This is a genomic window from Bradyrhizobium sp. UNPF46 (genome assembly GCF_006658625.1).
In the GTDB taxonomy this organism is placed as follows: domain Bacteria; phylum Pseudomonadota; class Alphaproteobacteria; order Rhizobiales; family Xanthobacteraceae; genus Bradyrhizobium; species Bradyrhizobium nitroreducens.
On sequence record NZ_LFJB01000075.1, the window covers coordinates 41,398 to 62,289 of the forward strand.

The following is a 20,892-nucleotide window of genomic DNA, read 5'->3' on the forward strand; positions in this document are numbered from 1 at the left end:
ACCGGGAACGCGGCAGAGTATTTCCGAAAATCAGAATAAAGTCAAGGGTGATTTCCGAATAACGAAGTCGTCGTCACTTGCCCTTCTTGCGCGGACGCGCCGACTTGGCACGCAGCCGCTCGAGCTGGCCCTTGGGCATGGACAGGCAGATCTCGCCGACCCAGTCCAGCTTGACGCCGACGATCGGCTTGGCGTTGAAGCTGGTGAGATTGACGACGGACGGGCTCTTGCCCCGCTCGATGGTCTTCAAATAGCGCTCGCCGGTCTTGAGCCGGACCACGGCCTCCTCGCCGTAGAAGCTCGACAGCGGATGGCGCTGGTCCTTGTAGACCACGATCACGTCACCGCTTTCGTATTTGGGCAGCATCGAATCGCCCACGATCTCGAATGCGACGGTTTCTTCCATGATCGGGAAGGGCAGTGCGATGTCGCCGAGCCCCTCCGGCGGAACCTGCTCGTAATCCGGCTCGATCACGGCACCGGCGCCGACGCGGCCCATGATCGGTGCGAGATTGAGCTCGAGATATTCCATGATCGGAATGATCTCCGAAGCCTTCACCAGACGCTCGCCGCCGAGGATCTCCGAGACCGCGCCGGGCCGCACGCCCATGGCCGCCGCGAGGCCGCCCTTGCTCTTGCCCGTCTTTTCCAGGCCCCGCTCGATCATTGCAACGTCCAACATGGTGATTCCCTCGTTTGCGCACCGACTTGCCTCTTGTAATCCGAAATTCGGAATTGATGCAATTATGAATATCAGAATTATCGCTTGACTTAATCTTCGGAATACCGGAAAGTACGTCTCGCCATCCGGTCGTGCGATCGGAGGAGGCGCATCACAGGACAGCATCATGGAACCGGGCCATTGGCCGTCGGAGCATTCCGACGCGCTGCGCGACTATTTTCGCAAGGGCATGTCTTATGCGGAGATCGCAAGACAGATTAACGCAAGGTTTGGAACGGCTTACACGCGCAACGCGGTGATCGGCCGCGCCAAGCGGCTCGGGCTCGTCATACCGGAATGGATCACGAGTCCATCGCTCGCGCCCTATTTGCCGGGCGAGGCTCCGGTTTCGCCGCGCCGGGCGGTGTTGCCGAACCTGAATTTGCCGCCGAAATCCGCAATGAAGCCTGCGGCGCAAGTGAAGCTCCGCTGCGTCGGCGTTCAGCCGCGCCTGCTGCAACTGGTCGCGCTCGGGCCGGCCGACTGCCGCTATCCCTATGGCGGCGACAAGGACGGGGAGGAGATCGCCTTCTGCGGTCATCCCTGCCGGCCGGGCTCCAGCTATTGCGCACCGCATGCGCGCCTGACACGCCGCTCTGGTGCTGCGTCCGCCCGCGTCCCGGGTCCTGTCGTGCTGAGGCTGGTCCCTGCGGCCTGATCTCGTGCGACCCGTCCGATCGTCAATTTCGCAAAGGAGCATCCGTTTGGCACGCGTCCGACGCAACAAGTCCTACAAACTGGCGAAGATCTACGACAGGCGGTCACGCGAACTGCCGTTCAATGCCGACGTGACGGAGGTCGAGGTCGACAATCCGCTGGCGCTGGATTCCGGTGAGAAGATCCTGGCCATCCGGTCGATCCGTGGCGATCCTCTCGGCCGGCTGCGCGCCCACCATCAGATCGACGAGGCGCAATACCTCGGCGGACGCGCCTTCCAGAACGATTGGGAAAGGGCGGAGCGGGGGCCTCAAGCGATGGACCCGACGAGGGAATATGTCGATGGCGCGCGTACGCGCGAACCGGTCACCGAGAGCCAGCGCCAGGCGGTGCTGCGGCTGAACCGGGTCGAGCGCGAACTTGGCACCGACGGCGCCGCGCTGGTGCACGACGTGCTGATACTGGGCCTGACCATGGATCAGATCGCCGTGCGCCGCGCCGTCCGGACGCAGCGCTGGAACGATTATTTTGCGCGGCGCTTTCGCGAATGCCTGGACCGGCTGGCGCTGGTCTACGGCTTCGCGACGGCAACGGGGGCGCAGCAGGCGGAGCGGCGCGGATGATGACGGTACGCCGGCGGCCATCGCCGCCGGCGTGTCAGCCGGTTGCTCAGGGATGCGGCACGATCTGGTAAGGCGTCGTGTAGGGCTCGACGCGGAGCGAGGCGTTGGCCAGAAGCCCGATCTTAGCGGTCGGGGCCTGCTGAAGTTCGCCATTCGGGCCACGATGCACGTTGTATTGCCAGACCGTGAGATCGCCCTTCTGCGCCAGCGCGTGCGCGACCGCGCTCGCATCATTGCCGCCGAGCCCCTGGAGCTCCTCCGCCGAGAGTCCGACGACGATTTCGTCCTTGACGGTGATGATCTTGAAAAGGTTCATCCTGGTCTCCTGCGCCCATGCGCCTTGTATCGAGAGGGTGAAAAGCGCGACCGCGGCGCCCTTGATGAGATCGCAGCGAGAAAGCATGCCGTCGTCCTTTAGTGCTGAGGCGCGCCCGAATCGAAGAGTTTTCAGCCATGGCGCCCGTTGTCTGCGTGGCCGTGTCGCAACGGCTTGGTCGCTCGCTCATGGACAAGGGTTCATGAGTGGAAACATTTTCGGATTGGCCGCGGCCGCGCCGGAATCAGGGCGCTGGAGAGACCGGCTCCGGGGGCGATGCATTTCGGCGTCGATACAACCGCTGAAGTCTGACGCAACAAATGCGTGTATGCGCTGGTGAAGCCCAATTCGTCGCCAACGTCCGTTCATATCGGAAATAGGTAGAAACGTTGTGCCGATTGACAGCGATCGGGGCTCTGTGTGTGATGATGACGCTTCTTGACGCAGGTGGGTGACGGCGGTCGATATTCCTGTTATCCGGAATTGCCGTGGTGCGATGCCGACGAAGCATCGCTCAATCAACGGTTGGACTTGCCGGACCAGTTGTTGCTTGGCATAATTGCAACCCTACGGTTGAGCCCGTCGTTTGGACATTCGTTCAGCGTGCCAGCCGGCCGGGGCCACCCGGCCGAGAGTTCGCCGCCATAGGGCCCCGGTGTGGCGTCTTGTTGTGGCGTTCGGTTCTCGAGTGGATCACGAAGGCCGATGCTTGTCATAGGTGCGAGATGAAGAACGTCAATTTCGCGGCTGAACTGCACCTCAAGCTCGGCGCGCCCGCGAGCGGCACGGTCGAAAGTCTGCGCCTGCTCCGCGCGTTCCTGAAGCTCGCGCCTCGACAGCGTTTCGAGGTCATCAAGCTGGTCGAAGACCTCGCCACCGACGAAGCTCTTCCCGAGCACCCGTTGTCCTGAGCCGGCCGCGCGGCCTCACGTCCTCATCTTCCGTTCTCCTGCCGGAGCCGGACCGCCGGCGAGGTTTCCCCGACGTTGGCCGCTGGAAGGCGATCCGGCAAGTGTGGTATTCAGTTGGGAAAACGGGAGGAGTGCGACCATGATCGAACCGAAGCTCGAAGTTCCGGCCGAACTGCGCGACCTGGCCGAGAAGACGATTGACCAGGCCGAAAAGGCATTCGGCATGTTTTTCGAAGCCGCCAGCAAGTCGATGTCGACCGTTCCGGGCGCGGGGACGGAGGTGTCGAAGCAGGCGCTGATTTTCACCGAGCAGAATATGAAGTCGGCGTTCGAGCACGCGCGCAAGCTGGTTCATGCCACCGACCTTCAGGAAGCGATGCGAATCCAGTCCGATTTCCTGCGTAGCCAGTTCACCAGCGCGGGAGATCACATGCGCCAGATGACGGGCAGTCTCATGCAACCGGGCAAGGGCAAGTCCTGATTCGCGGCCGGCGCACGGCGTGGAGATCCGAACTTCGATGCTGGCGCAGATCCATGACGGGCCACCGAATGAGCTCATTCGCCATCCGTCATCTCTTCTGCTGATCCCTGTCGGTCCTCCGGCAGGGATTTGCATTATGCAGGTGCTGTGCCCGGCGCGCGACTAACGCGCGATGAGATTTGGATGAACCGTCATCTTGCTCTGGGTTGTTGTTTGCGCATGATCGTTCCGGAAAACCGGTTCGCACTTTGCGCTAACGCGGCCCTTCGGGTCCGGATCATGCTTTAACGCAGCGTCGCGATGTAAGCCGCGATGTCGCCGGCTTCGGTCCGGCTCAAGGGGAAATTCGGCATCTTCGGGTGCGGATCGAGCAGGAAGAAGGCGAGCCTCTCCGGACTGAAGTCCGGCTTGCGCGCCACGGAGGCGAAGGAGGGGACGTCGGCGCTCGCCTGGGTCTGGCCGTTCGCAACGACATGGCAGCTTGCGCACCAGCGCTTGGCGAGGTCGGCACCGTGATCGGCATCGGCTGCGAGTGCGGACGAGGAGCCGACGCCGGAGGCTGCGGCAAGCAGCAGGCAGATTCGTCTCAAATGCTGGCGCATAGGGTAACCTTCATGCATTCGTTGCGGCCGCATGCCTATCCGCAGCACGATCCTGGAAATTGCGAAAGATCGATGCGAGCGATGATCGACCGCAGCAGTTTGCGAGCCGAACGATAGAGATGCCGTAAGAGTGCCGGCATTCTCGCCGCGGGCAGACCAAGATGTCTTATATCAAGGCTTCTGGTGTCAAGACGCCTCGTGTCGAAACCCTTCGTATCAAGACTTTCGATATAATGGGACACGTGTCTCTCCGAGGCCATAGGAGATTTATATCCTGCCGCCCCGGAGCCGCCTTGATCTGCCGCAAAGCGAATATCGGCTAATAATCGCCCGGATTCATGATCATCGGGCTTTTCGTGTCGGCCGGCGCCAGCGCGCTACTGGCGCTGTCGCGCAGGAAGCGGTCGAGTGTTTCCTGGATCTTCTCCTTGACCGAGTTGGGGCCGCGATCGCTCATTTCCGTGTGCTGGGCGCCGGTGTGGACGATGTCGATACCGCGCGCCTTGGCCTCTTCCGGCGTCGGCAGCACGCCGGGATCGGTCACGAAATGCGGGTCCTTCGACCGGAACGACAGGATCTTCATGCCGTCGCTGCGCACGAAGGGGACCCGCAGATTGTCGAGCGTGATCACCTTCGACACCAGCTCCGGGTGCTGATGGGCGACATACATGGAGACATCGCCGCCGTTGGAGTGACCGACGAGGGTGATGTGGCCGTAGTCGACGTTCTCCTGCTGTTTCCGCAGCTGGTCCAGCACGAACAGGATGTTGGCCTCGCAGCGGATATAGACCTCGCGCCGGCCGACATATTGCTGACCGACATGGGTCATCAGCGGCGGGTCGCTCGGCAGGTCCTGCTGGATGCTGGCAACGAGATAACCGCGCGCGGCGAGCACGTTGGCAAGGAAGGAATATTCGGTGGCCTTGACGGTGTTGCCATTGCTGATGACTGCGAGCGGAAGTTTCCACAGGCCGAGATTGGCCTTGGTCTCGTAATCCCGCCGCACCGCCAACTCGACTGAAATCGGCCGCTGCCGCGAGGCGTCGAATAGCGCCAAGGTCTCGTGGCGGATCGCGAACCGGCTTATGAGGAAATACTCCCCGACGCCGAGGACGCAAAGAAACGCCAGGATTGCAGGCACCCTCTTCATGGCTGGTCTCAAATCACGTTTGTCTGAACATGGTCATTGGGAACTCCCGGATCGAGCGATCGTGAGCAGGTTACGGGATTAAATTTAGGCAAGTCTGTGAGCAAGCCCTCAGGAGCCCCGGGCCCAAGCGACTTGGGCAAACGACCGGGGGGACTAGAGGCAGCCCGACCTGCCGCGTTCGGGGCATAGCCGGAACGCGCTCGACAACGTGAACAGGAAGCGGGGGCTGCGGCGCTCGTTGTCCGGCGCCCGGTAGCTCAGGGGCACCGCTACGCCGAGATCGGCCTGGAGATCGTCCGGCAGGAAGAAGCGCACGCCGGCTCCGACCGAAGTGAGTGACAGGCCGTCGCTCAGGCGATAGCCGTCGTTCCAGACGGCGCCGGCGTCGCCGAAGGCGTAGAGCTGATAGCCGGTCCAGTAGCGGAAATTGAGCTTCTGGTCGAAGCGCAGTTCGAGCGAGCCGGCAAGGCCGTTGTCGCCGCTGATCTCGGCTGCGCCATAGCCGCGGCCGAAGGCCAAGCCGCCGAGATAGAATTGCTGCGAGGTGAACAAGGGCCGCGACGCGGTCTGGCTCGCCGCAGCGAGCTTGAGCGACCAGGCATCGTTGATCGTCTGGTAACGCGTGAACCAGAGATTCAGCACCGAGAAGTTCGAGGAGGCGCCGTCGCGCGACAACAGATCGTCGTCGAAATGCGAAGCGCCGAAGACGTCGAGGCCCTGGCGATAGGTCAGCGTCGCGAAACTGGTGCCGCCGAAGGAATCCTGCAGGCGATAGTCGGCAGTCAGGCTCGCCGTCCTGATGTGGTCGTTGTACCAGGGGCCGTAAAGGTCGTGCTCGGATACATTGCTGAAGGTCGTCGCCGCAGTCAGCGTGAGCGTGGAGGATTGCGATTGCAGCGGAACGATGCTGGCACGCAGTTCGAAGGCCTCGGTCGTCGTGATGTCGCTGTCGAGGCGGCGGAGATCGCCCGGCCTGACCGCGCTGTAGAGCACGGAGGCACCGAGGCGCACGCCGTCGACGCCGACGGGCGTGTCATAGGACAGGCGCGCAAAGCCGAGCTGGCGAGGATCGTTGGCAATGGTCGACAGGTTGACCGCCAGCGTGTCTCCGGGGGCGAGGTAGGAGTTGAACGCGCCGGTGGCGTAGGTCTGCCACGGTCCGACCGAGGATGATCCGAGATTGTCCAGGCCGAACGAGGAGAAGACGTGCCATGTCTTCAAGGAGAGGATGAGACGGAATCGGCCAGAGGTGCCGCCGATCTCCTCCAGAGCGCTATCGGTGATCCGAACGCCCGGCCTGCCGTTGATGAGGAAGAGCTGGCGTTCGAGCGTCGGAAGGCGCGACGGTTGCTCCGCCAGAACCGGCCCCAGCATCGGCCTGACGCCGAACTGTTCGGCGCCGTCGCCTTTCAGCTCGACCTGCACGATGGCGCCTTCGATCACCTGGATCCGGACCTGGCCGTCGGCAATGTCCTGCGGCGGCACGATCGCCCGGCTCAGATGGAAACCGTCGGCGCGGTAGAGATCGCTGATCGAACCGGCGATCCCGGCGAGATCCGCCTGCGAGACCTTCTTGCCGAGATAGGGTTGATAGACCGCGGTAATGCGATCGCGGGAGATGGCGTGGGCGCCGCTGACGCTGACGCCGCGCAGCACGAATTGCGGCTTGGTATCGCCACCGGTGTTGGGCTGGCCGACCGTCGGCAGCCTGACCGGCGGCCGGCTCAGCGTTTCCCGCTCGGTTTGGTTTTCAAAATATTTCTCGGGCTGGCGCGGATCGAATCCGGGTTGGTTGGCCTGTTGGGCGAGCGCCTCGGAAACTCCGATGAATATCGGTAGCAATACTGTCAGCGCGGTAACGAGATGCCGCTTCCCAACGCGCGCAGCGGGGCCTTCCCCGTAATTCCACGGAGAAATTGCCATGCGGCGGTAAGGCTTCGTTAGGTGCATGATTTTTCATAGATTTTTATGGTCAATGATTGGTTAATCCGGCCGCTCCGCTGGTCGCTTCCCGCTAATTCTATCTTGAGTGATTTCGGATACCCCTCAGGCCTGGCTGTCACGCGGACTGAGGGATCGTCATGTTCGGCAAGATTGGAATGCGGTGCGCCTTGTTGGCCGCGCTGATCCTGGGAACGGCCTCCGGCGCATCTGCGGCCGATGACGGGGCCTGGTCGGTCAGCAAGTCGTCGGGCGAGGTCTGGCTGGCAACGAACGGCGCGCAGCAGGTGTCGTTGAGCCAGGAAGGGACACTGAAACCGGGCGATACCATTCGTACCGGGCGCAATGGACGTGTCCTGCTCGTCCGCGGCGAGGAGACGATTCTGATCTCTCCCAACTCCGTGGTCGGCTTGCCGGCCGAGAAGAAGGAGGGCCTGTCGACCACGATCATCCAGCAGGCGGGGTCGATCCTGCTCGAGGTCGAGAAGCGCAACGTCAAGCATTTCGAGGTCGAGACGCCCTATCTCGCCGCCGTGGTGAAGGGAACGCAGTTCAGCGTCACGGTGGGAGCAGGCAGCACCAAGGTCGGCGTGCTGCGCGGCCAGGTCGAGGTCTCCGACTTCAGGACGGGACAGATTGCCCAGGTCATGAAGGGGCAGGCGGCCACGGCGTTCGAGCACGGCAAGCCCGGTCTCAGCCTCAGCGGCGCCGGGTCGTTCAACGCGATCGAGCAGGGCAAGCCGCGGGCGCCGAGCATCGAGCGCATTCCCGTGCCGAAATCGGGATTGACCGCGCCGCGCAATGCGGCGAACGGCCATGCGATCCACGCGCTCGGCCCGATCGACAAGGGGAGCAAGGCGGCCGGCGCGCTGAAGCAGGTGCATCAGGCGGCAGGAAATCATGCGTCCAAGGCCGGAATCGTGCGCATCTCGAGCTCGCTCGGCGAGGTCAAGCTGAACGTCCATAAGGTCACGCGCGGACTCGCCCATGGCGCGGCGGCTCCCGGCCAGGTGCGCAACGCGAACGCCAACGCCAGCTTCCGTACCGAGACGGTCTGGAGCGACAGCAATACGAGCACGACAGCATCCAACACCGCCGTCCAGACCGCGGTGACGACAAGCGGTGCTGCAACGGCTGGCAGCAGCAGTTCGTCGAGTGCGGCCATCGCGGCAGCGACAGCCGCGTCCTCGAGCGGCAGCTCCGGCGGCAACAATGGAAACGCTGGCGGCAATGGTAATTCCGGTAACAACGGCAACGGCAACAGTGGTGCCACCGGCAACGGCAAGGGCAACAACGGTAACGGCAATGGCAATGGCGGCGGCAACGGCAGCAACGGCCATGGTCACGCCTACGGCCGACGCTGAGGCGGTTTCCTGAGGGGACGAGGGGGGCGCGCCCAACATAGCGGGCGCGCGGGAGGATCGGAGTGAGACGCTATCGGCCGCATATCCTAGTCGTGATCGCCCTTGCGATCGTGCTGTCCACGGGATGGCATGGTGCGCTTCGCAACGCGCTCACCGATCTGCGGTTCGCCTGGCAATCGCGTGAGGCCCGCGGCGACGTCGTCGTGGTGGCAATCGACGCGCCGTCCATCGAACAGATCGGGGTGTGGCCCTGGCCGCGCCGACTGCACGCCGAGCTGTTGCAGGGACTTGCGGCGGCGGGAGCGGGCGACATCGCCTTCGACGTCGATTTCAGCACGCCGTCGGATACCGCTTCCGACGAGGCCTTCGTCAAGGCCCTTCGCGAGGTCGGCGGCTCGACCATCCTGCCGTCCTTCAAGCAACCGACGTCGAATGGTGGCCCAGCCTACATCAATCGCCCCTTGAAGCCCTTCAGCAACCAGTCCTGGCCGGCCGTCGTGAACGTCGCCGTCGAATCCGACGGGCTCGTCCGCCGCTATCCGTTCGGCGAGAAGCTCGGCGATGCCGTGATGCCCTCGATGGCCGTCGTGCTCGCCGGGAAGGACGCCAATCGGCGGCCGCCGTTCCTGATTGATTTCAGCATTCGTGCGGCCTCCATTCCTGTTGTCTCCTATGTCGACGTCCTGCGCGGCAATACCGATGCTCTCGACAGGCTGAGAGACAAGAAGATCATCGTCGGCGCCACCGCGCTCGAGCTCGGCGACCGCTTCAGCATTCCCAACGGCAAGATCGTCTCGGGGCCGGTGCTCCAGGCATTGGCCGCGGAATCGATCCTTCAGGGCCGGACGCTGCGCTGGACCTCCGATCTCGGCATGATCCTGGGCCTGGCCGTGATCTGCCTCTTGATGATGTATTCGTGGCGCCGCCTTGCACCGGGCATCCGCGTCGCGGTCCTCGTCGGCGCCGGGGCGGCTATCGAGCTGACCGCGGCGCTCGTGCAGGCAAGATGGTCCCTCGTCATTGACACATCGCTGTTGCACATTGCCATTGTCGCCTATCTGACCGCGATTGCGCTGGACGAGATCGATTTTCGTGGTCTCCTCGGACGCATCGCCGAGAGCCGCTTTCACCGGATCGCGATGTCGCTCGGCGATGGTCTCGTCTGCACCGACGAGAATCACCGCATTACGGTTTGGAATCCCGGTGCCAGCGCGATCTTCGGCTACACACCAGCCGAGATGATCGGCCGTCCGTTCGAAACGCTGTGCGCCGTGGCGGCGGCGGAGGGCGACACGAGACCATCCATGCACGATGCCGCGCGCCAGGCGCTGCTCGTTCCGGGCGGGGCGGTCGTCGTCGAGTTCGAGGGCCGGCGCAAGAATGGCGAAACCTTCCCCGTCGAGGCGAGCTTTTCGGGCTGGCAGGGAACGGATGGCTTTCAATACGGCGCGATCCTGCGCGATATCTCGGTCCGCAAGCGCGAAGCCGAGCGCGTCAAATTTCTTGCCGAACACGACGCGCTGACCGGTCTTGCCAATCGCAACACGCTGCATGCCAGGCTGGTGGGCATGATTGCGGACGCAGAGCGACAGCTTCGCGAGGTCGCGTTGCTCGTGATCGGGCTCGACGGCTTCCAGCAGATCAACGACATGCTTGGGCATGCAGCCGGCGACCTCGTGCTGCGGGCCGTCGCTGAGCGTCTCCGGATCGAAGTCGATGGCAAGGCGGTCGTTGCCCGGCTCAGTGGCGACGAATTCGCCATCGCGCTTGACTGTGCAGAGGCCGGCGAGCCGATCGCAGCGTTCGCCGACCGGATCGCGCAGGCGTTCGAAGCGCCGCTTGCGACGGGCACGCGGCAGCACCGCGTCAGGATCAGCATCGGAGTTGCAGTCTATCCCGAAGGCGGACACGTCGCCGACGACCTCCTGAGCAACGGCCATCTTGCGCTGAGCCGTGCCAAGGCGACGCGGCGGGGCAGCCATGTGCTGTTCGAGGCCGCGATCAGGCAGGAGCTGGAGAACCGGCTGACGCTGGAGAGCGAGCTGGCGCTCGCGGCGGATCGGGGCGAGTTCGAACTGTTCTACCAGCCCCAGGTCCGCCTGATCGACGGTCGCCTGGTCGGGGCCGAAGCGCTCATCCGTTGGCGACATCCGGTGCGCGGCTATGTCTCCCCAGGAGAGTTCATGCCCGTGGTCAACAGCTCGGCTCTGTCCGAGCGGATCGCGAACTGGGTGATGGAGACCGCCTGCCGTCAGGCGCGCGCGTGGGAGTTGTCCGGCAGCAACGTGCGGGTCGCGATCAATCTCTCGCCCTCGCAGCTTCAATCCGGCGATCTCGCGCAGTCGATCGCGTCGCTGCTCGACACGACCGGCCTGACGCCGTCGCTGCTCGAGATCGAGGTGACTGAAGACATCCTGCTCAATGACGAGAGCCGCGTGCTCGACATGTTCAAGCGCATCCAGCAGCTCGGCGTGCGCGTCCTGTTCGATGATTTCGGTACCGGCTATGCGAGCCTGAGCTATCTCAAGAAGTTTCCGCTCGACGGGCTCAAGATCGACCGTTCGTTCGTCTTCGGTCTTCTGGCCAATTCCGACGATGCTGCCATCGTCAGCTCGACGATCGGCCTCAGCAAGCAGCTTGGCCTCACCGTCGTGGCTGAAGGCATCGAGGACCGCGCCACGGCCGATTTCCTGGTCAGCATGGGATGCGAGGAAGGGCAGGGATATTTCTTCGGCCGTCCGATGCCGGCGCAGGCATTTGAAACGCAATTCCTGGCGGCCGAGCTCGGGGCTGTCAGCGCGGCCTGAGCGTGCGGAATTTCTTGCTCCCCCGCGCGGTCGCAGCGCAAATTGAACGCGCAGATGCGAAACGGCGGATGGGCGCGGCATTGTCTGCTTTGGAGAGCTGAGCGGAAACGTGTCTTGAAGCTGCGCAGGGCCGCGCTTGACCCAAACGGGACATCCAAGCCATGGAAGGGATGCATTTCACGCAACATCAATTTTTGCGTGCAGTATGTTTGTGGCAGAGTCGTATGTTCAGGCTGATAAAATGTTCCGACCCTCTCCGGGGAAGGTAGTTTGCCTCGTCTTGGTCGGCGCGATTGCAGCGCTTGCCATTGCTTACGAGAAAGACCAGCCTCGATTTTCGCTCAATCCCTTCTGCGGTGTTCGTTTTGCATATCGTTTGAATGTCACGATTGAAGTCAAAGGCGAAAAATACTCCTCGTCGGCAACTGGCGAGTTGCAGAACAATCGGATCAGTACGGGTGGTGTTTGCAGGCAAGAAATCGGTTCCGTCCTACCGTTTCGCTTGAGCGATAATCGACTTGTTGTTGTCTATGCGGGTCTTTGCCGAGCTGCGGTAAGAGAGTTCGCTGGAGGGCAGGATGCCGAACCGTGGGATAGCGGCCTCAAAGCTGGCCCAATCGACGATGCGTTCAAGACTGCGATGAAAGAACATAAGAAGCTGGACATCGCCCAGCTCTGCGTTGGGATAAGTCGAGACCGAACCGGGGTCGATAGGGCCAGATATGATGGCTACTTTTTGGACAGTGCTGACGAACCGCAGACATGGCGAGGGTTCAGCTTCGATGACAATCCCTATTTTGATGGCATAAGCGAAACTGAAAGACCGCGCATCGTCTCGGCCGTGGCGGAAGCGACGAATCGCCCCCCCGAAGATCTTCTTGAGAAGGTCGCTCCAGCGACGCTCAAGGCACATTTCGGGGGCGAATGGTCAGAAAGTCCAGCTTGGATGTTTTTTGATCGGCGGATGCAGCATCAGTCGTCTTACGGCGAGAACGAGTTTCATGTGCCGGAAGAGCCGCATCAACTTCCGAAGGCTCCCGGCTTCCCCGCAACGCGCTGAGACGTCGCCTATTGGCCCATCGCGTCAGTTAGTCCGATGCAGCGGTTTGTCTGGAGTTGGAGGTAAAGCCGACCTGCCGGCTGAGCGCCCGGACTTCTCAGTTTGACCCGAATGCGAAGTCCAGGCGGCGTTCCCGGTGGTCGGCTCATGGAGGTAGACCGGAAGCAACCGGCGGACCCGCCGAACGGCGCTCATGACCCGAAGCGGGCGACCAACATCACCGCTCGAGCCTCGTACGCCAGCTGGCCGCTCTTGCCTTTAGTCGCAGTGATCTGCGAACGGGCTCTGAACGCGGCTCTACTTCGGGATCGTGCCAATCTACGGTCTCTCGCTCATTGCGCGGTCGGTTTGACGCGATAATCATCCCGACGATTGCACCAATTCCGAAACCGCCGAGACCGATAAATACACTTAGTCCCAAAACAATGAAGACGTAAAAGTCGCCGTGCTTTTCAAGTAGATAGGCAAGGAACATTAAACCCGGAATGTTAGCCAAGGCAGCCAATCCCCAGCCCCACGCGACACGACGCGGGAAGAAGTATGCAAAACACAAAACAGCGACAACAAAGCCTGCTGCATTGCAGAGTAGAATTGTAGCAAACATTACGACTCTCTACCGGATCAGATCCTTCTCATGCCTAAAGGATAACACGCTTTAGTAGAAGCAGACGGAAGTCTTAACCTGACGTAAATTCGCGTGTCGAGAGCTTCGACGTCAGCTTCTGGCCCGTTTCGGACCTCACGCATTGCCGCTCTCTGGTGCCGTTACAGGGACATAAGCGGACATAGCGGAGATATGAGTAGATCGTTTAGGACTGCCCTCCGGGGTCCTCCTTGTCACTCCCACGGGCGACAATCTCTAGGTCCTTGTCAGGGAGCGGACGCTGCAGGGACTTTGCTTCGTCCCACGGCGCACGCAACCAGGTGTCCTTCTCCTCGGGCGAAGTCAGGATCACCGGCATCGCCTTTGGATGAATCGGCTCGACGACCGCGTTTGGGCTCGTCGTAAGCAACCCATAGACCTGATGCGGCCCTGGAATGGGCTTCGACTTCGTGCCGCGATCGCCGTTGAACGTTGTCCAGATGCCGGCGAATGCGAACAGCGGTCGCGCCTCCGCCAGCGCGAACCACACGATATCCTTCTTTTTCGTCTCCGGGTTCGGCTCCGGGGCATACTCGGCAAAGCTGTTGGCGGGGACGAGGCAGCGGTGCTCCGGCTTGAGCCAGGCTCGCCAGTGCGGCGAGGCGGTATTGCGGATGTTCGTCACGGGCGGGCCGCCGGTGCGCGGCGGCGGTGGCATGCCCCAGCGCATCATCGCCATTTCTCGTTCGTCGCCTGACTCGCGGATGACGGGAGCCGGGTAGTCGGGAAAGACGCCGGGCATCGGCGCCAAATTGCCTTCGTACCGGCGGACGATGCGGAAGAGCTCGGCGATGGCCTGCTGGTTTGTCGTGATCGAATAGAGATTGCACATAAGATGGATTGTGCCTCAACGCTCGCCCGGCCACCAGACGGACGGCGGATGAGCGGCCGAAATCTTTGTCGGTCTCAGCGCCACAAGCGTGCTGCGCTTGTAAGGGTAGCCGCGCACTTGCGAGCAGTCTTTGCAGCGCATGTAGCGCTCGAGTTCGTGGATGGGCGTTGTCTTCGCACGTCGAATAATGTCCAGCGCAACCGTCTGATTGGTATCGCAGCCAAGGCAACGCACCTCAAGATATGAGTATCCCGCGTTGATGGCATCGCCGATCGTTGGCGACGGCTGCGCAGGTCCCTTATAGCCAAGCATGCGATCATTCCACGCCTGACAGGCCAGCCTGTCGGCTTCCTTGCGTGCGTCTCTCGCGCGCTCGGCTGACACTTTGATCTGCGTGCCGAAGGGGTATTCTCGCGACTTCGTGGACATCCGCTCATCAAAGCCATGCGCCAACAACGTTGGCAAATTGTCGATTCCTAGTGGGTGAGGGAGCCGATCAACCACTGCTCCTCGTGGGTGTGGAAAACTGGTTCGTCAGTGCCCGTCGGCTCTCGCTCGCTAGATGGCACCCTCTCGACGGAGGACGCCAAGGCCGGCTCAACAAAACCCGGCAAGGGCGCCTTGAGGCCGATCGCCGGGGACTTCCTTTGAAGATGGGACGCCACAAAACAAACTCCACGCAGCAAATTGTTGGATTCGAATCTTTGTGGGCAGATTCGTTCCGCGCTCGCCGGCTCTCGCAGAGAGGGATTAGGAACCAACTGAATCCTCTGGCGTTTTAGCATCGCATGGAGGTGCAACATGGCTAAAGCGAAGAAGCAGACCGCCCGCGGTCGCAAACAGGACCGCGCGCGCGTGGCGGGCGGACAGAAATACGAAGTCGCCTACGAAGCAAAGAAGACAGGCCGCTCCGCCTCTGCCGTGAAGAAGGCGGTCAAGAAAGTGGGCAGCAGCCGCAAGAAGGTCGAGTGGAAGCTGAAGGGGCGTTGAGTTCCGGCTTGAGGCTGAAGAAGGCCCGGGCTGACCTTGCGAGGTCAGCGCCTGGTCTTGAGAGGCCAGCATCCAAGCAGCGCTCGCCACTCGAAGATAACAACGGTGCCACCGATCAGCACGGTGCCGATGATGGCCATGATCAGGGTCATTCCCAACATCAAATCACCTCGCTCTGTTGCGAGGTTCTTAAGTACCAGAGTGAACAGTTTTTCCAAGTTTATCTTTCGATGCACGACGGTCACCGATGCTGACGGCGAGCGCGTCCACGAAGCTCCGATAGATAAACTCTGGCTGGTCTAGCCGGGGTGCCATTAAGAATCTTCTCACCTAAGGAACTGCGGCAATCGCCGCGGCTTTGAGTCGGTGCTGGCTCGCCGCCGAGCTGGCGGAGCGGCCCCGGCCATACCCCCAGCCCCCTGCGATGCCGGGGCCGTCTCTCCGCATTTGCGTAGTTTCGGAGTAAGCGTATGCGTCCATCGCCTTCGATCGTGCCGGCCGACCGCCTCGATCGGGACATTTATCTGGTGCTCGAGGATTTTGGCGCGCGCGCCGGCTGCGCTTGGCGCGAGACCGACGAGCAAGATACCGACCGCGACACCATCCTTCGCGATCTGCTCTCCGGCCAATACACTTATCCCGTGCGGATCGTGGTCTTCAATGCGATCGAGGGCCATGCACGCGATGCGACCAGCGAGATTGCAGATGAGCTGGCTGAGGCCGATGCTGCAAATACGCCGGCTCTCCAGGCTTTCGTGGAAGCAAATGCCACCCGGCCTGTTGCGCTGCAACTACCGCTCCCCTTGAGCGTGGTGTCGTCTGGCCCTTGCATCTAGCCTTCCGCGGGCGTTCCCTTTTTGGAACCCCCGTTCCTCCCAGCGCGTTTGAGTGCATTGTAAGTGCATCATTGGAGTGGGTGCATGGTCAAAACTCGGCGTCGCGTCAGACAGACAAAAACGTTCAGGGATCGTCTACTCGAGGAAGCCGCCAGATTTCGCGCGGCGGCGGATCAATTGCCCCCTGGGACGGAACGCGAACTTCTGATGAAGCGTGTATATCAAGCAGAAAAAGCGTTGGAGATGAGCGAGTGGTTGAGTAGACCGGCCGCCGGCCCGCCTGCTTCGCTCAGAAGTCTCCTTAAGGCAACTTAGCCGCTATATGAAGCTACTGACTGAATATCTGGAACGAGCGGTGCAGCTCGAAAGCCTGGCAGCCGACGAGAGCGATGGCCAGTTCAAAAAGCAATTGCTGACGCAAGCGGAATCATATCGCAAGCTCGCGGCAGAGCGTGCACTAGAATATGGACTTCCGATGCCTAGCCCTCCGCAGCCGAAGATTGTTTGACACGTCGGGCAAAACACCGGCAGAATAGCATCATCGAGACGAGTCTTATTTTGCGCCCGCGCCGGAGATTTCCGCCGCGGGTTTTTTGCGTCTCGGTCCTGAAACAAAATAAGTGATTTGAAGGAAATTTCCAGATGACTGACCCAGTGAATGTCAACCTGCTGTCCCAGAACGCACTTGCGAGGGCAGCCGCCCGCCGAGCGGTGAAGCAACGCACGTTGACCGAAATCAAGTCCTTGGCCCGAACGCATACCGCCCTCGCCATGCGAACTCTCGTGCAGATCATGCGCGACAAGGAAGCGCCGGCCCATGCCCGCGTCGCCGCAGCGAGCCTCATTTTCGATCGCGGCTGGGGCAAGGCGTTGCAGCCGATTGTCGGCGAAGACGGGAAGCCCGTGGAGTTTGTTCACCGCATCGAGCGGGTTATCGTTCATCCCGGCGACAACGTGATCATGGAAGCGCAGATCGAGGAGAGCGCACAGCGCGTGCCGATCAGCGTTCTCGGGAGCCTCGGCGCGATATGCGATTCCGAAGCAGCCTATGAAGAGCGTTGGCTGAATTCACAGGAGCAGGCATGAGCGACATACTTCAGAAGCTGCTGCAACCGCGTGCCGCGCCGGGTCCAGAGCCGAAATGGCCGAAGTGGATCGCGGAGGCGCTTGCCTATCAGCCGGAGAGCTCTCCTGCTGGGCTGGACCCGCCCGCCCAAAGCGGTCTCACCGGACAGCGAGGAGCGACGCAACTTGCGGGTATTAAGTCGAGTATCCAACACTTGAACAGGGAAAGCCCGCGGGGACGCCGCGGGCTTCCTTATTTCTGAGACATTCCGACGGTCTCACCGAGAGGGCGGTCGCCGAGAAGCTACCGCCGTCGCGCGACCGCGACACCGAACAGGAAGGCGACGAACAGGCTGGCGAGCGGTGCTTCGCGCGTGATCGCTGCGACCGTCGCGAGAGTTCCGCCGGGCTTGCGCGATTGCTCGATGGTCGAAGTCAGACGGTCGACGGCCGCGTGCAGGCCTCCGGCGACTTCACCGATCGTGCGGGAGACATCCGCCGCCGTGTCGATGGCGCGTTCTGCCATGCCGGGTTGCGAGGTGGATTGCGGTATCTCCGTGCTCAAGCGCGTGACCTCCAGACCTGATGATGAAGACCGGCACCTTTGGCTATCCGCGCGAGCGCTCGTTTTGAACAGCGGGTCTGACGACCTTTGGCTATCCGCGACAGGCGCCGTCATTTAACGGCGGGTGCCGGCCTTGGATGGGCAATTCAGGGCACGGGCTTTTGTTCCTGGCAAGCGACGGCCCCCGTGAAACGACGGGTGCGAATCTCTGCTAGGCTGGCTCAACCTTGTCGATGTCAGGAGGCCGCCGTGACCGATCGAACCATGACGGATCGCGCCCGGCGCATCGCTTTGCTCGGCGCTCCCATCGACATGGGGGCATCGCAGCGCGGCACCTTGATGGGCCCTGCGGCGCTGCGGACCGCGGGCCTTGCCACATTGCTCGAAAGTCTGGATTTCGAGGTCGTCGACTATGGCGATCTTTCCGTGGCCGAGGTCGGGGACCTCACCGACAGGGTGCCCGCAAGAGCCAATCACTACCGCGAGATCCAGCGCTGGTCCCGCATTCTGAGCCAACGAGGCTATGAGATCGCGAAAACCGGCGCGCTGCCGATCTTTCTCGGCGGCGATCACACGTTGTCCATGGGATCGGTCAACGCGATGGCGCGTCATTGGCAGGAGCGCGGCCGGGAGCTGTTCGTGCTCTGGCTCGACGCCCATGCCGACTACAACACGCCGGAGACGACGATCACCGCCAACATGCACGGCATGTCGGCCGCGTTCCTGTGCGGCGAGCCCGGCCTCGACGGCTTGCTCGGCGACGATCCGCGCGCGTCAATCGCTCCGGACAAGCTCGATCTGTTCGGCGCGCGTTCGATCGACAAGCTGGAAAAGGAGCTGATGCGCGCCCGCCGCATCAGGGTCGTCGACATGCGCCAGATCGACGAGTTCGGCGTCGCCGTGTTGATCCGGCGCGTCATCGAGCGGGTCAAGGCTTGCAACGGCGTGCTGCATGTCAGCTTCGACGTCGATTTTCTCGATCCATGCGTGGCGCCGGGCGTCGGCACCACGGTGCCGGGTGGTGCGACCTATCGCGAGGCGCATCTGATCATGGAACTGCTGCACGATTCCGGCGTGGTCGGGTCGGTCGACATCGTCGAGCTCAATCCCTTCCTTGACGAACGGGGCCGGACGGCGCGCACCGCCGTCGAACTGATCGGCAGCCTGTTCGGCCAGCAGATCACCGACCGGCCGACGCCGAGCAACGCGATCGCTCCGGGCGAGTAGATCTCGCGTACGGCACTCAGTGCGCTACGAGGGCAATGGTTGGAGGCGTGCTGTTCCTGGTGCGGGCGCCTTTGTTGCTGCAGAAGAGAAGGTGCGCCCAGTTTGGCCCGGAACTTGCTGGAAGGATGCAGGGAACCGGGAGGGGCGCTTTTGAGTTAACCTGCAGTCGGACAATAGCGGATCCTTCGATGACATGTGGTCGTTTCGCGAGCTCTATCTCCACCGCGCTCCGCCATCCCGGCGTGATTGCGCTCATCGTGGCAGGCGTGACGATTGCAGCAATGCTGATCGTCGATCACGGTCCCTGGAGCCGCGCCAAGACTCAGCCGGCGCATGTGGCGATGTATGCGACGACGGGAGAAGCGGCACGGGCCGCTGGTGCCGAGGTGCTTCCGACCAAACCGAAATCACCGATCGAGCCGGCGCGGCCGGGGCCCAAGACGTCCCCGGCCATCAATCCCGTGACGCCGTGATCGCTCAGCTCTTGCGACCGTAGTTCAACAGTCCCCCGCTCGTCTTCGGCGGATGCGCGCGCAAGGCATCCTCGTTCGGTTCGGTGCCCCAGCCGGGCCGGTTCGGCACGACCAGATAGCCGTTCTCGATCTCCGGCTCGTGCGTGAAGAGCTCGCGGTCCCAGGCGAGACGATCGATATCGATTTCCATGATGCGCAGGTTCGGAACGGCGGCGCAGAAATGGGCGTTCGTCATCGAGCAGAGATGGCCGTAGAAATTGTGCGGGGCGACGTTGACCTCGAAGGCTTCCGCGGCGGCTGCGATCTTCATCGATTGCCAGACGCCGTTCCATGGCGTGTCGATGATCGCGACGTCCATGGCCTGCGCCTGGAAATAGGGCAGGAATTCGCGCAAGGAGAGCAGCGTCTCGCAGGAGGAGATCGGATGCGGGCTTTGTCTGCGGATATAGCCGAGGGCGTCCGGGTTGAAGCTGTCGATCTCGACCCAGAACATGTCGATATCGGCAATGGTGCGCAGGATCCTTAAGTAGCCTTCGGTCTTGGCGTTGAAGTTGCAGTCCAGGAGGATGTCGACGTCGGGGCCGGCACCGTCGCGGATCGCTTCCAGGTGCATGTGCAGGTCGCGCAGGATCTTGCGGTCCACGTTGATCTCGGGCGCGAAGGGCGAGCCGAAGCCGGGGCGCCAGCCGGTCGGTCTGCCGTCGTCATAGGAAAAGATGTTGGTCTTGAGTGCGGTGAACTTCTTCTCGCGCACCTCGCGGCCCATCGCCTTGACGCCGTCGAGGTCTTCGATCGGCGGCTTGTACCAGGACGGGTGATTGATGCGCCATGTGGCGCAATGCGACCAGTAGACCCTGATACGGTCGCGCAGCTTGCCGCCGAGCAGCTCGTAACAGGGCACGCCGAGACACTTCGCCTTGGCATCAAGCAGCGCGTTCTCGATCGCACCTAACGCTTGCGCGACCACGCCACCGGCGGCGGGACGCGTCGCCGCGAACAATTCCGCATGGATGCGCTCGTGCTGGAAGACGTTCTGCCCGATGACGCGAGCCGAGAGGCGCTGGATGGCAGCCCCGACGCCGGGCGAGCCAAAACCCTCGTCGAACTCGCTCCAGCCGACGATGCCGTCCTCAGTCGTCAGCTTGACGAAATGGTAGTTTCTCCAGCCGGCATCGCAGGCGAGGATTTCGAGGCTTGTTGCTTTTGACGATTGGATCATGTCGCTCCCTGTCGCCGGCCCGGCGTTGTTCTTGTTGTGGTCCGATCGCGAGCCGGCCTGGCGGCAATTGTTAGGCCAACACTGGAGTGGCGGGAAGCCCGCCTCAAGCCGCCCAGGCGTTGGTTTTGGCGCTTTCGGGCGGGAAAACCCCGTAGAATCCGCTGTTAATAATCACGATCTTTCCCGGGATCGTCGCGAAAACGCGCCAGGTTCTGACGCTTTTGGCCACAATCGGAGACGACGTTCCGGCCATGAAATTTCTGGCCACGATTTCGATTCTGGCGTTGCTCACGATGAGTGGGGCCGTCATTTCCGATCGGATTCTGACGTCGGAGCAGCACGTCGCGCAAGGGGTGGAATAGCGCGGCGGGCGAGGACGCTTCTTGTCTTTTGGGGGAGGCAGATGCTT

General features: G+C 62.2%; 24 protein-coding genes. 12 read left to right on the top strand and 12 right to left on the bottom strand.

Annotated elements, in window-relative coordinates; translation table 11 throughout:
• Nucleotides 1-73: 73 nt before the first annotated feature.
• Nucleotides 74-682 carry a S24 family peptidase gene (locus tag UNPF46_RS27320; RefSeq protein WP_018644790.1) on the bottom strand — a complete coding sequence of 203 codons (609 nt, stop codon included), beginning with the start codon at nucleotides 680-682 and terminating at the stop codon, nucleotides 74-76.
• Between the two features lie 166 nt (nucleotides 683-848).
• Here UNPF46_RS27320 and UNPF46_RS27325 point away from each other — a divergent pair, with 166 nt between their 5' ends.
• Nucleotides 849-1,379, top strand: coding sequence for a GcrA family cell cycle regulator (locus UNPF46_RS27325; RefSeq protein ID WP_142252065.1), 531 nt, complete (start codon nucleotides 849-851; stop codon nucleotides 1,377-1,379).
• A gap of 46 nt (nucleotides 1,380-1,425) precedes the next feature.
• On the top strand, nucleotides 1,426-2,001 hold the full coding sequence (locus UNPF46_RS27330) for a hypothetical protein (RefSeq protein ID WP_142252066.1): 576 nt from the start codon (nucleotides 1,426-1,428) through the stop codon (nucleotides 1,999-2,001).
• Between the two features lie 46 nt (nucleotides 2,002-2,047).
• Here UNPF46_RS27330 and UNPF46_RS27335 read toward each other — a convergent pair whose 3' ends face one another.
• Nucleotides 2,048-2,404, bottom strand: coding sequence for a hypothetical protein (locus UNPF46_RS27335; RefSeq protein ID WP_100175416.1), 357 nt, complete (start codon nucleotides 2,402-2,404; stop codon nucleotides 2,048-2,050).
• A gap of 638 nt (nucleotides 2,405-3,042) precedes the next feature.
• On the opposite strand from UNPF46_RS27335, the gene UNPF46_RS37705 reads away from it, so the two are divergent.
• A complete protein-coding gene (locus UNPF46_RS37705; RefSeq protein ID WP_181770136.1) occupies nucleotides 3,043-3,228 on the top strand; it encodes a hypothetical protein in 186 nt (61 codons plus the stop codon).
• A gap of 139 nt (nucleotides 3,229-3,367) precedes the next feature.
• Nucleotides 3,368-3,709 carry a phasin gene (locus UNPF46_RS27345; protein WP_100175415.1) on the top strand — a complete coding sequence of 114 codons (342 nt, stop codon included), beginning with the start codon at nucleotides 3,368-3,370 and terminating at the stop codon, nucleotides 3,707-3,709.
• Nucleotides 3,710-3,993: 284 nt separating this feature from the next.
• Here the strand turns inward: UNPF46_RS27345 and UNPF46_RS27350 are convergent, their stop codons facing one another.
• The 3 genes from UNPF46_RS27350 to UNPF46_RS27360 form a co-directional block, all read right to left on the bottom strand.
• Nucleotides 3,994-4,311, bottom strand: coding sequence for a c-type cytochrome (locus UNPF46_RS27350; protein WP_100175414.1), 318 nt, complete (start codon nucleotides 4,309-4,311; stop codon nucleotides 3,994-3,996).
• A gap of 319 nt (nucleotides 4,312-4,630) precedes the next feature.
• A complete protein-coding gene (locus UNPF46_RS27355) occupies nucleotides 4,631-5,461 on the bottom strand; it encodes an alpha/beta fold hydrolase (protein WP_100175413.1) in 831 nt (276 codons plus the stop codon).
• A gap of 153 nt (nucleotides 5,462-5,614) precedes the next feature.
• A complete protein-coding gene (locus UNPF46_RS27360; RefSeq protein ID WP_142252067.1) occupies nucleotides 5,615-7,411 on the bottom strand; it encodes a ShlB/FhaC/HecB family hemolysin secretion/activation protein in 1,797 nt (598 codons plus the stop codon).
• Nucleotides 7,412-7,542: 131 nt separating this feature from the next.
• Here UNPF46_RS27360 and UNPF46_RS27365 point away from each other — a divergent pair, with 131 nt between their 5' ends.
• The 3 genes from UNPF46_RS27365 (at nucleotide 7,543) to UNPF46_RS27375 (ending at nucleotide 12,633) form a co-directional block, all read left to right on the top strand.
• A complete protein-coding gene (locus tag UNPF46_RS27365) occupies nucleotides 7,543-8,766 on the top strand; it encodes a FecR family protein (RefSeq protein ID WP_142252068.1) in 1,224 nt (407 codons plus the stop codon).
• Between the two features lie 62 nt (nucleotides 8,767-8,828).
• The gene (locus tag UNPF46_RS27370) at nucleotides 8,829-11,573 is read left to right on the top strand and encodes an EAL domain-containing protein (RefSeq protein ID WP_142252069.1); all 2,745 of its coding nucleotides are present in this window, start codon (nucleotides 8,829-8,831) and stop codon (nucleotides 11,571-11,573) included.
• 280 nt (nucleotides 11,574-11,853) lie between these two features.
• Nucleotides 11,854-12,633, top strand: a complete 780-nt coding sequence (locus UNPF46_RS27375; protein ID WP_142252070.1) for a hypothetical protein — start codon at nucleotides 11,854-11,856, stop codon at nucleotides 12,631-12,633.
• A gap of 217 nt (nucleotides 12,634-12,850) precedes the next feature.
• Here the strand turns inward: UNPF46_RS27375 and UNPF46_RS27380 are convergent, their stop codons facing one another.
• The 3 genes from UNPF46_RS27380 to UNPF46_RS27390 form a co-directional block, all read right to left on the bottom strand.
• Nucleotides 12,851-13,237 carry a hypothetical protein gene (locus UNPF46_RS27380; RefSeq protein ID WP_142252071.1) on the bottom strand — a complete coding sequence of 129 codons (387 nt, stop codon included), beginning with the start codon at nucleotides 13,235-13,237 and terminating at the stop codon, nucleotides 12,851-12,853.
• A 205-nt stretch (nucleotides 13,238-13,442) separates the two neighbouring features.
• A complete protein-coding gene (locus UNPF46_RS27385) occupies nucleotides 13,443-14,108 on the bottom strand; it encodes an SOS response-associated peptidase (RefSeq protein WP_142252072.1) in 666 nt (221 codons plus the stop codon).
• Nucleotides 14,109-14,123: 15 nt separating this feature from the next.
• Nucleotides 14,124-14,537 (bottom strand): hypothetical protein, encoded by a 414-nt coding sequence (locus UNPF46_RS27390; protein ID WP_142252073.1) that lies wholly within the window; start codon nucleotides 14,535-14,537, stop codon nucleotides 14,124-14,126.
• 372 nt (nucleotides 14,538-14,909) lie between these two features.
• On the opposite strand from UNPF46_RS27390, the gene UNPF46_RS27400 reads away from it, so the two are divergent.
• Nucleotides 14,910-15,098, top strand: a complete 189-nt coding sequence (locus tag UNPF46_RS27400; protein WP_100175404.1) for a DUF3606 domain-containing protein — start codon at nucleotides 14,910-14,912, stop codon at nucleotides 15,096-15,098.
• Nucleotides 15,099-15,142: 44 nt separating this feature from the next.
• On the opposite strand, the gene UNPF46_RS37710 is transcribed toward UNPF46_RS27400, so the two are convergent.
• Nucleotides 15,143-15,316 carry a hypothetical protein gene (locus UNPF46_RS37710; RefSeq protein WP_161497185.1) on the bottom strand — a complete coding sequence of 58 codons (174 nt, stop codon included), beginning with the start codon at nucleotides 15,314-15,316 and terminating at the stop codon, nucleotides 15,143-15,145.
• A 252-nt stretch (nucleotides 15,317-15,568) separates the two neighbouring features.
• Between UNPF46_RS37710 and UNPF46_RS27405 the strand changes: the two genes are divergently transcribed.
• Nucleotides 15,569-15,934, top strand: coding sequence for a hypothetical protein (locus UNPF46_RS27405; protein ID WP_142252074.1), 366 nt, complete (start codon nucleotides 15,569-15,571; stop codon nucleotides 15,932-15,934).
• 642 nt (nucleotides 15,935-16,576) lie between these two features.
• Entirely contained in the window at nucleotides 16,577-17,020 is a 444-nt protein-coding gene (locus UNPF46_RS27420) for a hypothetical protein (protein ID WP_349628181.1), read from the top strand.
• A 283-nt stretch (nucleotides 17,021-17,303) separates the two neighbouring features.
• Here the strand turns inward: UNPF46_RS27420 and UNPF46_RS27425 are convergent, their stop codons facing one another.
• Nucleotides 17,304-17,564: a hypothetical protein gene (locus tag UNPF46_RS27425; RefSeq protein ID WP_100175400.1), complete on the bottom strand. Its 261-nt coding sequence runs from the start codon at nucleotides 17,562-17,564 to the stop codon at nucleotides 17,304-17,306.
• A 249-nt stretch (nucleotides 17,565-17,813) separates the two neighbouring features.
• Between UNPF46_RS27425 and rocF the strand changes: the two genes are divergently transcribed.
• Both rocF and UNPF46_RS27435 read left to right on the top strand, forming a co-directional pair.
• A complete protein-coding gene (gene rocF / locus UNPF46_RS27430; protein ID WP_142252076.1) occupies nucleotides 17,814-18,791 on the top strand; it encodes an arginase in 978 nt (325 codons plus the stop codon).
• A 188-nt stretch (nucleotides 18,792-18,979) separates the two neighbouring features.
• Nucleotides 18,980-19,264, top strand: a complete 285-nt coding sequence (locus UNPF46_RS27435; RefSeq protein ID WP_142252077.1) for a hypothetical protein — start codon at nucleotides 18,980-18,982, stop codon at nucleotides 19,262-19,264.
• 4 nt (nucleotides 19,265-19,268) lie between these two features.
• On the opposite strand, the gene UNPF46_RS27440 is transcribed toward UNPF46_RS27435, so the two are convergent.
• Nucleotides 19,269-20,483 (bottom strand): mandelate racemase/muconate lactonizing enzyme family protein, encoded by a 1,215-nt coding sequence (locus UNPF46_RS27440; RefSeq protein WP_100175397.1) that lies wholly within the window; start codon nucleotides 20,481-20,483, stop codon nucleotides 19,269-19,271.
• Nucleotides 20,484-20,586: 103 nt separating this feature from the next.
• Entirely contained in the window at nucleotides 20,587-20,793 is a 207-nt protein-coding gene (locus UNPF46_RS37715) for a hypothetical protein (RefSeq protein ID WP_181770137.1), read from the bottom strand.
• Nucleotides 20,794-20,892 lie beyond the last annotated feature (99 nt).

Bases quoted from the DNA above. Each gene is read 5' to 3' on its own strand.
- UNPF46_RS27320 (WP_018644790.1), bottom strand. From the start codon at position 682: ATGTTGGACGTTGCAATGATCGAGCGGGGCCTGGAAAAGACGGGCAAG.
- UNPF46_RS27390 (WP_142252073.1), bottom strand. From the start codon at position 14,537: ATGTCCACGAAGTCGCGAGAATACCCCTTCGGCACGCAGATCAAAGTG.
- UNPF46_RS27350 (WP_100175414.1), bottom strand. From the start codon at position 4,311: ATGCGCCAGCATTTGAGACGAATCTGCCTGCTGCTTGCCGCAGCCTCC.
- UNPF46_RS27335 (WP_100175416.1), bottom strand. From the start codon at position 2,404: ATGCTTTCTCGCTGCGATCTCATCAAGGGCGCCGCGGTCGCGCTTTTC.
- UNPF46_RS37715 (WP_181770137.1), bottom strand. From the start codon at position 20,793: ATGACGGCCCCACTCATCGTGAGCAACGCCAGAATCGAAATCGTGGCC.
- UNPF46_RS27380 (WP_142252071.1), bottom strand. From the start codon at position 13,237: ATGTTTGCTACAATTCTACTCTGCAATGCAGCAGGCTTTGTTGTCGCT.
- UNPF46_RS27325 (WP_142252065.1), top strand. From the start codon at position 849: ATGGAACCGGGCCATTGGCCGTCGGAGCATTCCGACGCGCTGCGCGAC.
- UNPF46_RS27365 (WP_142252068.1), top strand. From the start codon at position 7,543: ATGTTCGGCAAGATTGGAATGCGGTGCGCCTTGTTGGCCGCGCTGATC.
- UNPF46_RS27440 (WP_100175397.1), bottom strand. From the start codon at position 20,483: ATGATCCAATCGTCAAAAGCAACAAGCCTCGAAATCCTCGCCTGCGAT.
- UNPF46_RS27355 (WP_100175413.1), bottom strand. From the start codon at position 5,461: ATGAAGAGGGTGCCTGCAATCCTGGCGTTTCTTTGCGTCCTCGGCGTC.
- UNPF46_RS27345 (WP_100175415.1), top strand. From the start codon at position 3,368: ATGATCGAACCGAAGCTCGAAGTTCCGGCCGAACTGCGCGACCTGGCC.
- UNPF46_RS27420 (WP_349628181.1), top strand. From the start codon at position 16,577: ATGACTGACCCAGTGAATGTCAACCTGCTGTCCCAGAACGCACTTGCG.
- UNPF46_RS37705 (WP_181770136.1), top strand. From the start codon at position 3,043: ATGAAGAACGTCAATTTCGCGGCTGAACTGCACCTCAAGCTCGGCGCG.
- UNPF46_RS27400 (WP_100175404.1), top strand. From the start codon at position 14,910: ATGGCTAAAGCGAAGAAGCAGACCGCCCGCGGTCGCAAACAGGACCGC.
- UNPF46_RS27405 (WP_142252074.1), top strand. From the start codon at position 15,569: ATGCGTCCATCGCCTTCGATCGTGCCGGCCGACCGCCTCGATCGGGAC.
- UNPF46_RS27435 (WP_142252077.1), top strand. From the start codon at position 18,980: ATGACATGTGGTCGTTTCGCGAGCTCTATCTCCACCGCGCTCCGCCAT.
- UNPF46_RS27385 (WP_142252072.1), bottom strand. From the start codon at position 14,108: ATGTGCAATCTCTATTCGATCACGACAAACCAGCAGGCCATCGCCGAG.
- UNPF46_RS27360 (WP_142252067.1), bottom strand. From the start codon at position 7,411: ATGCACCTAACGAAGCCTTACCGCCGCATGGCAATTTCTCCGTGGAAT.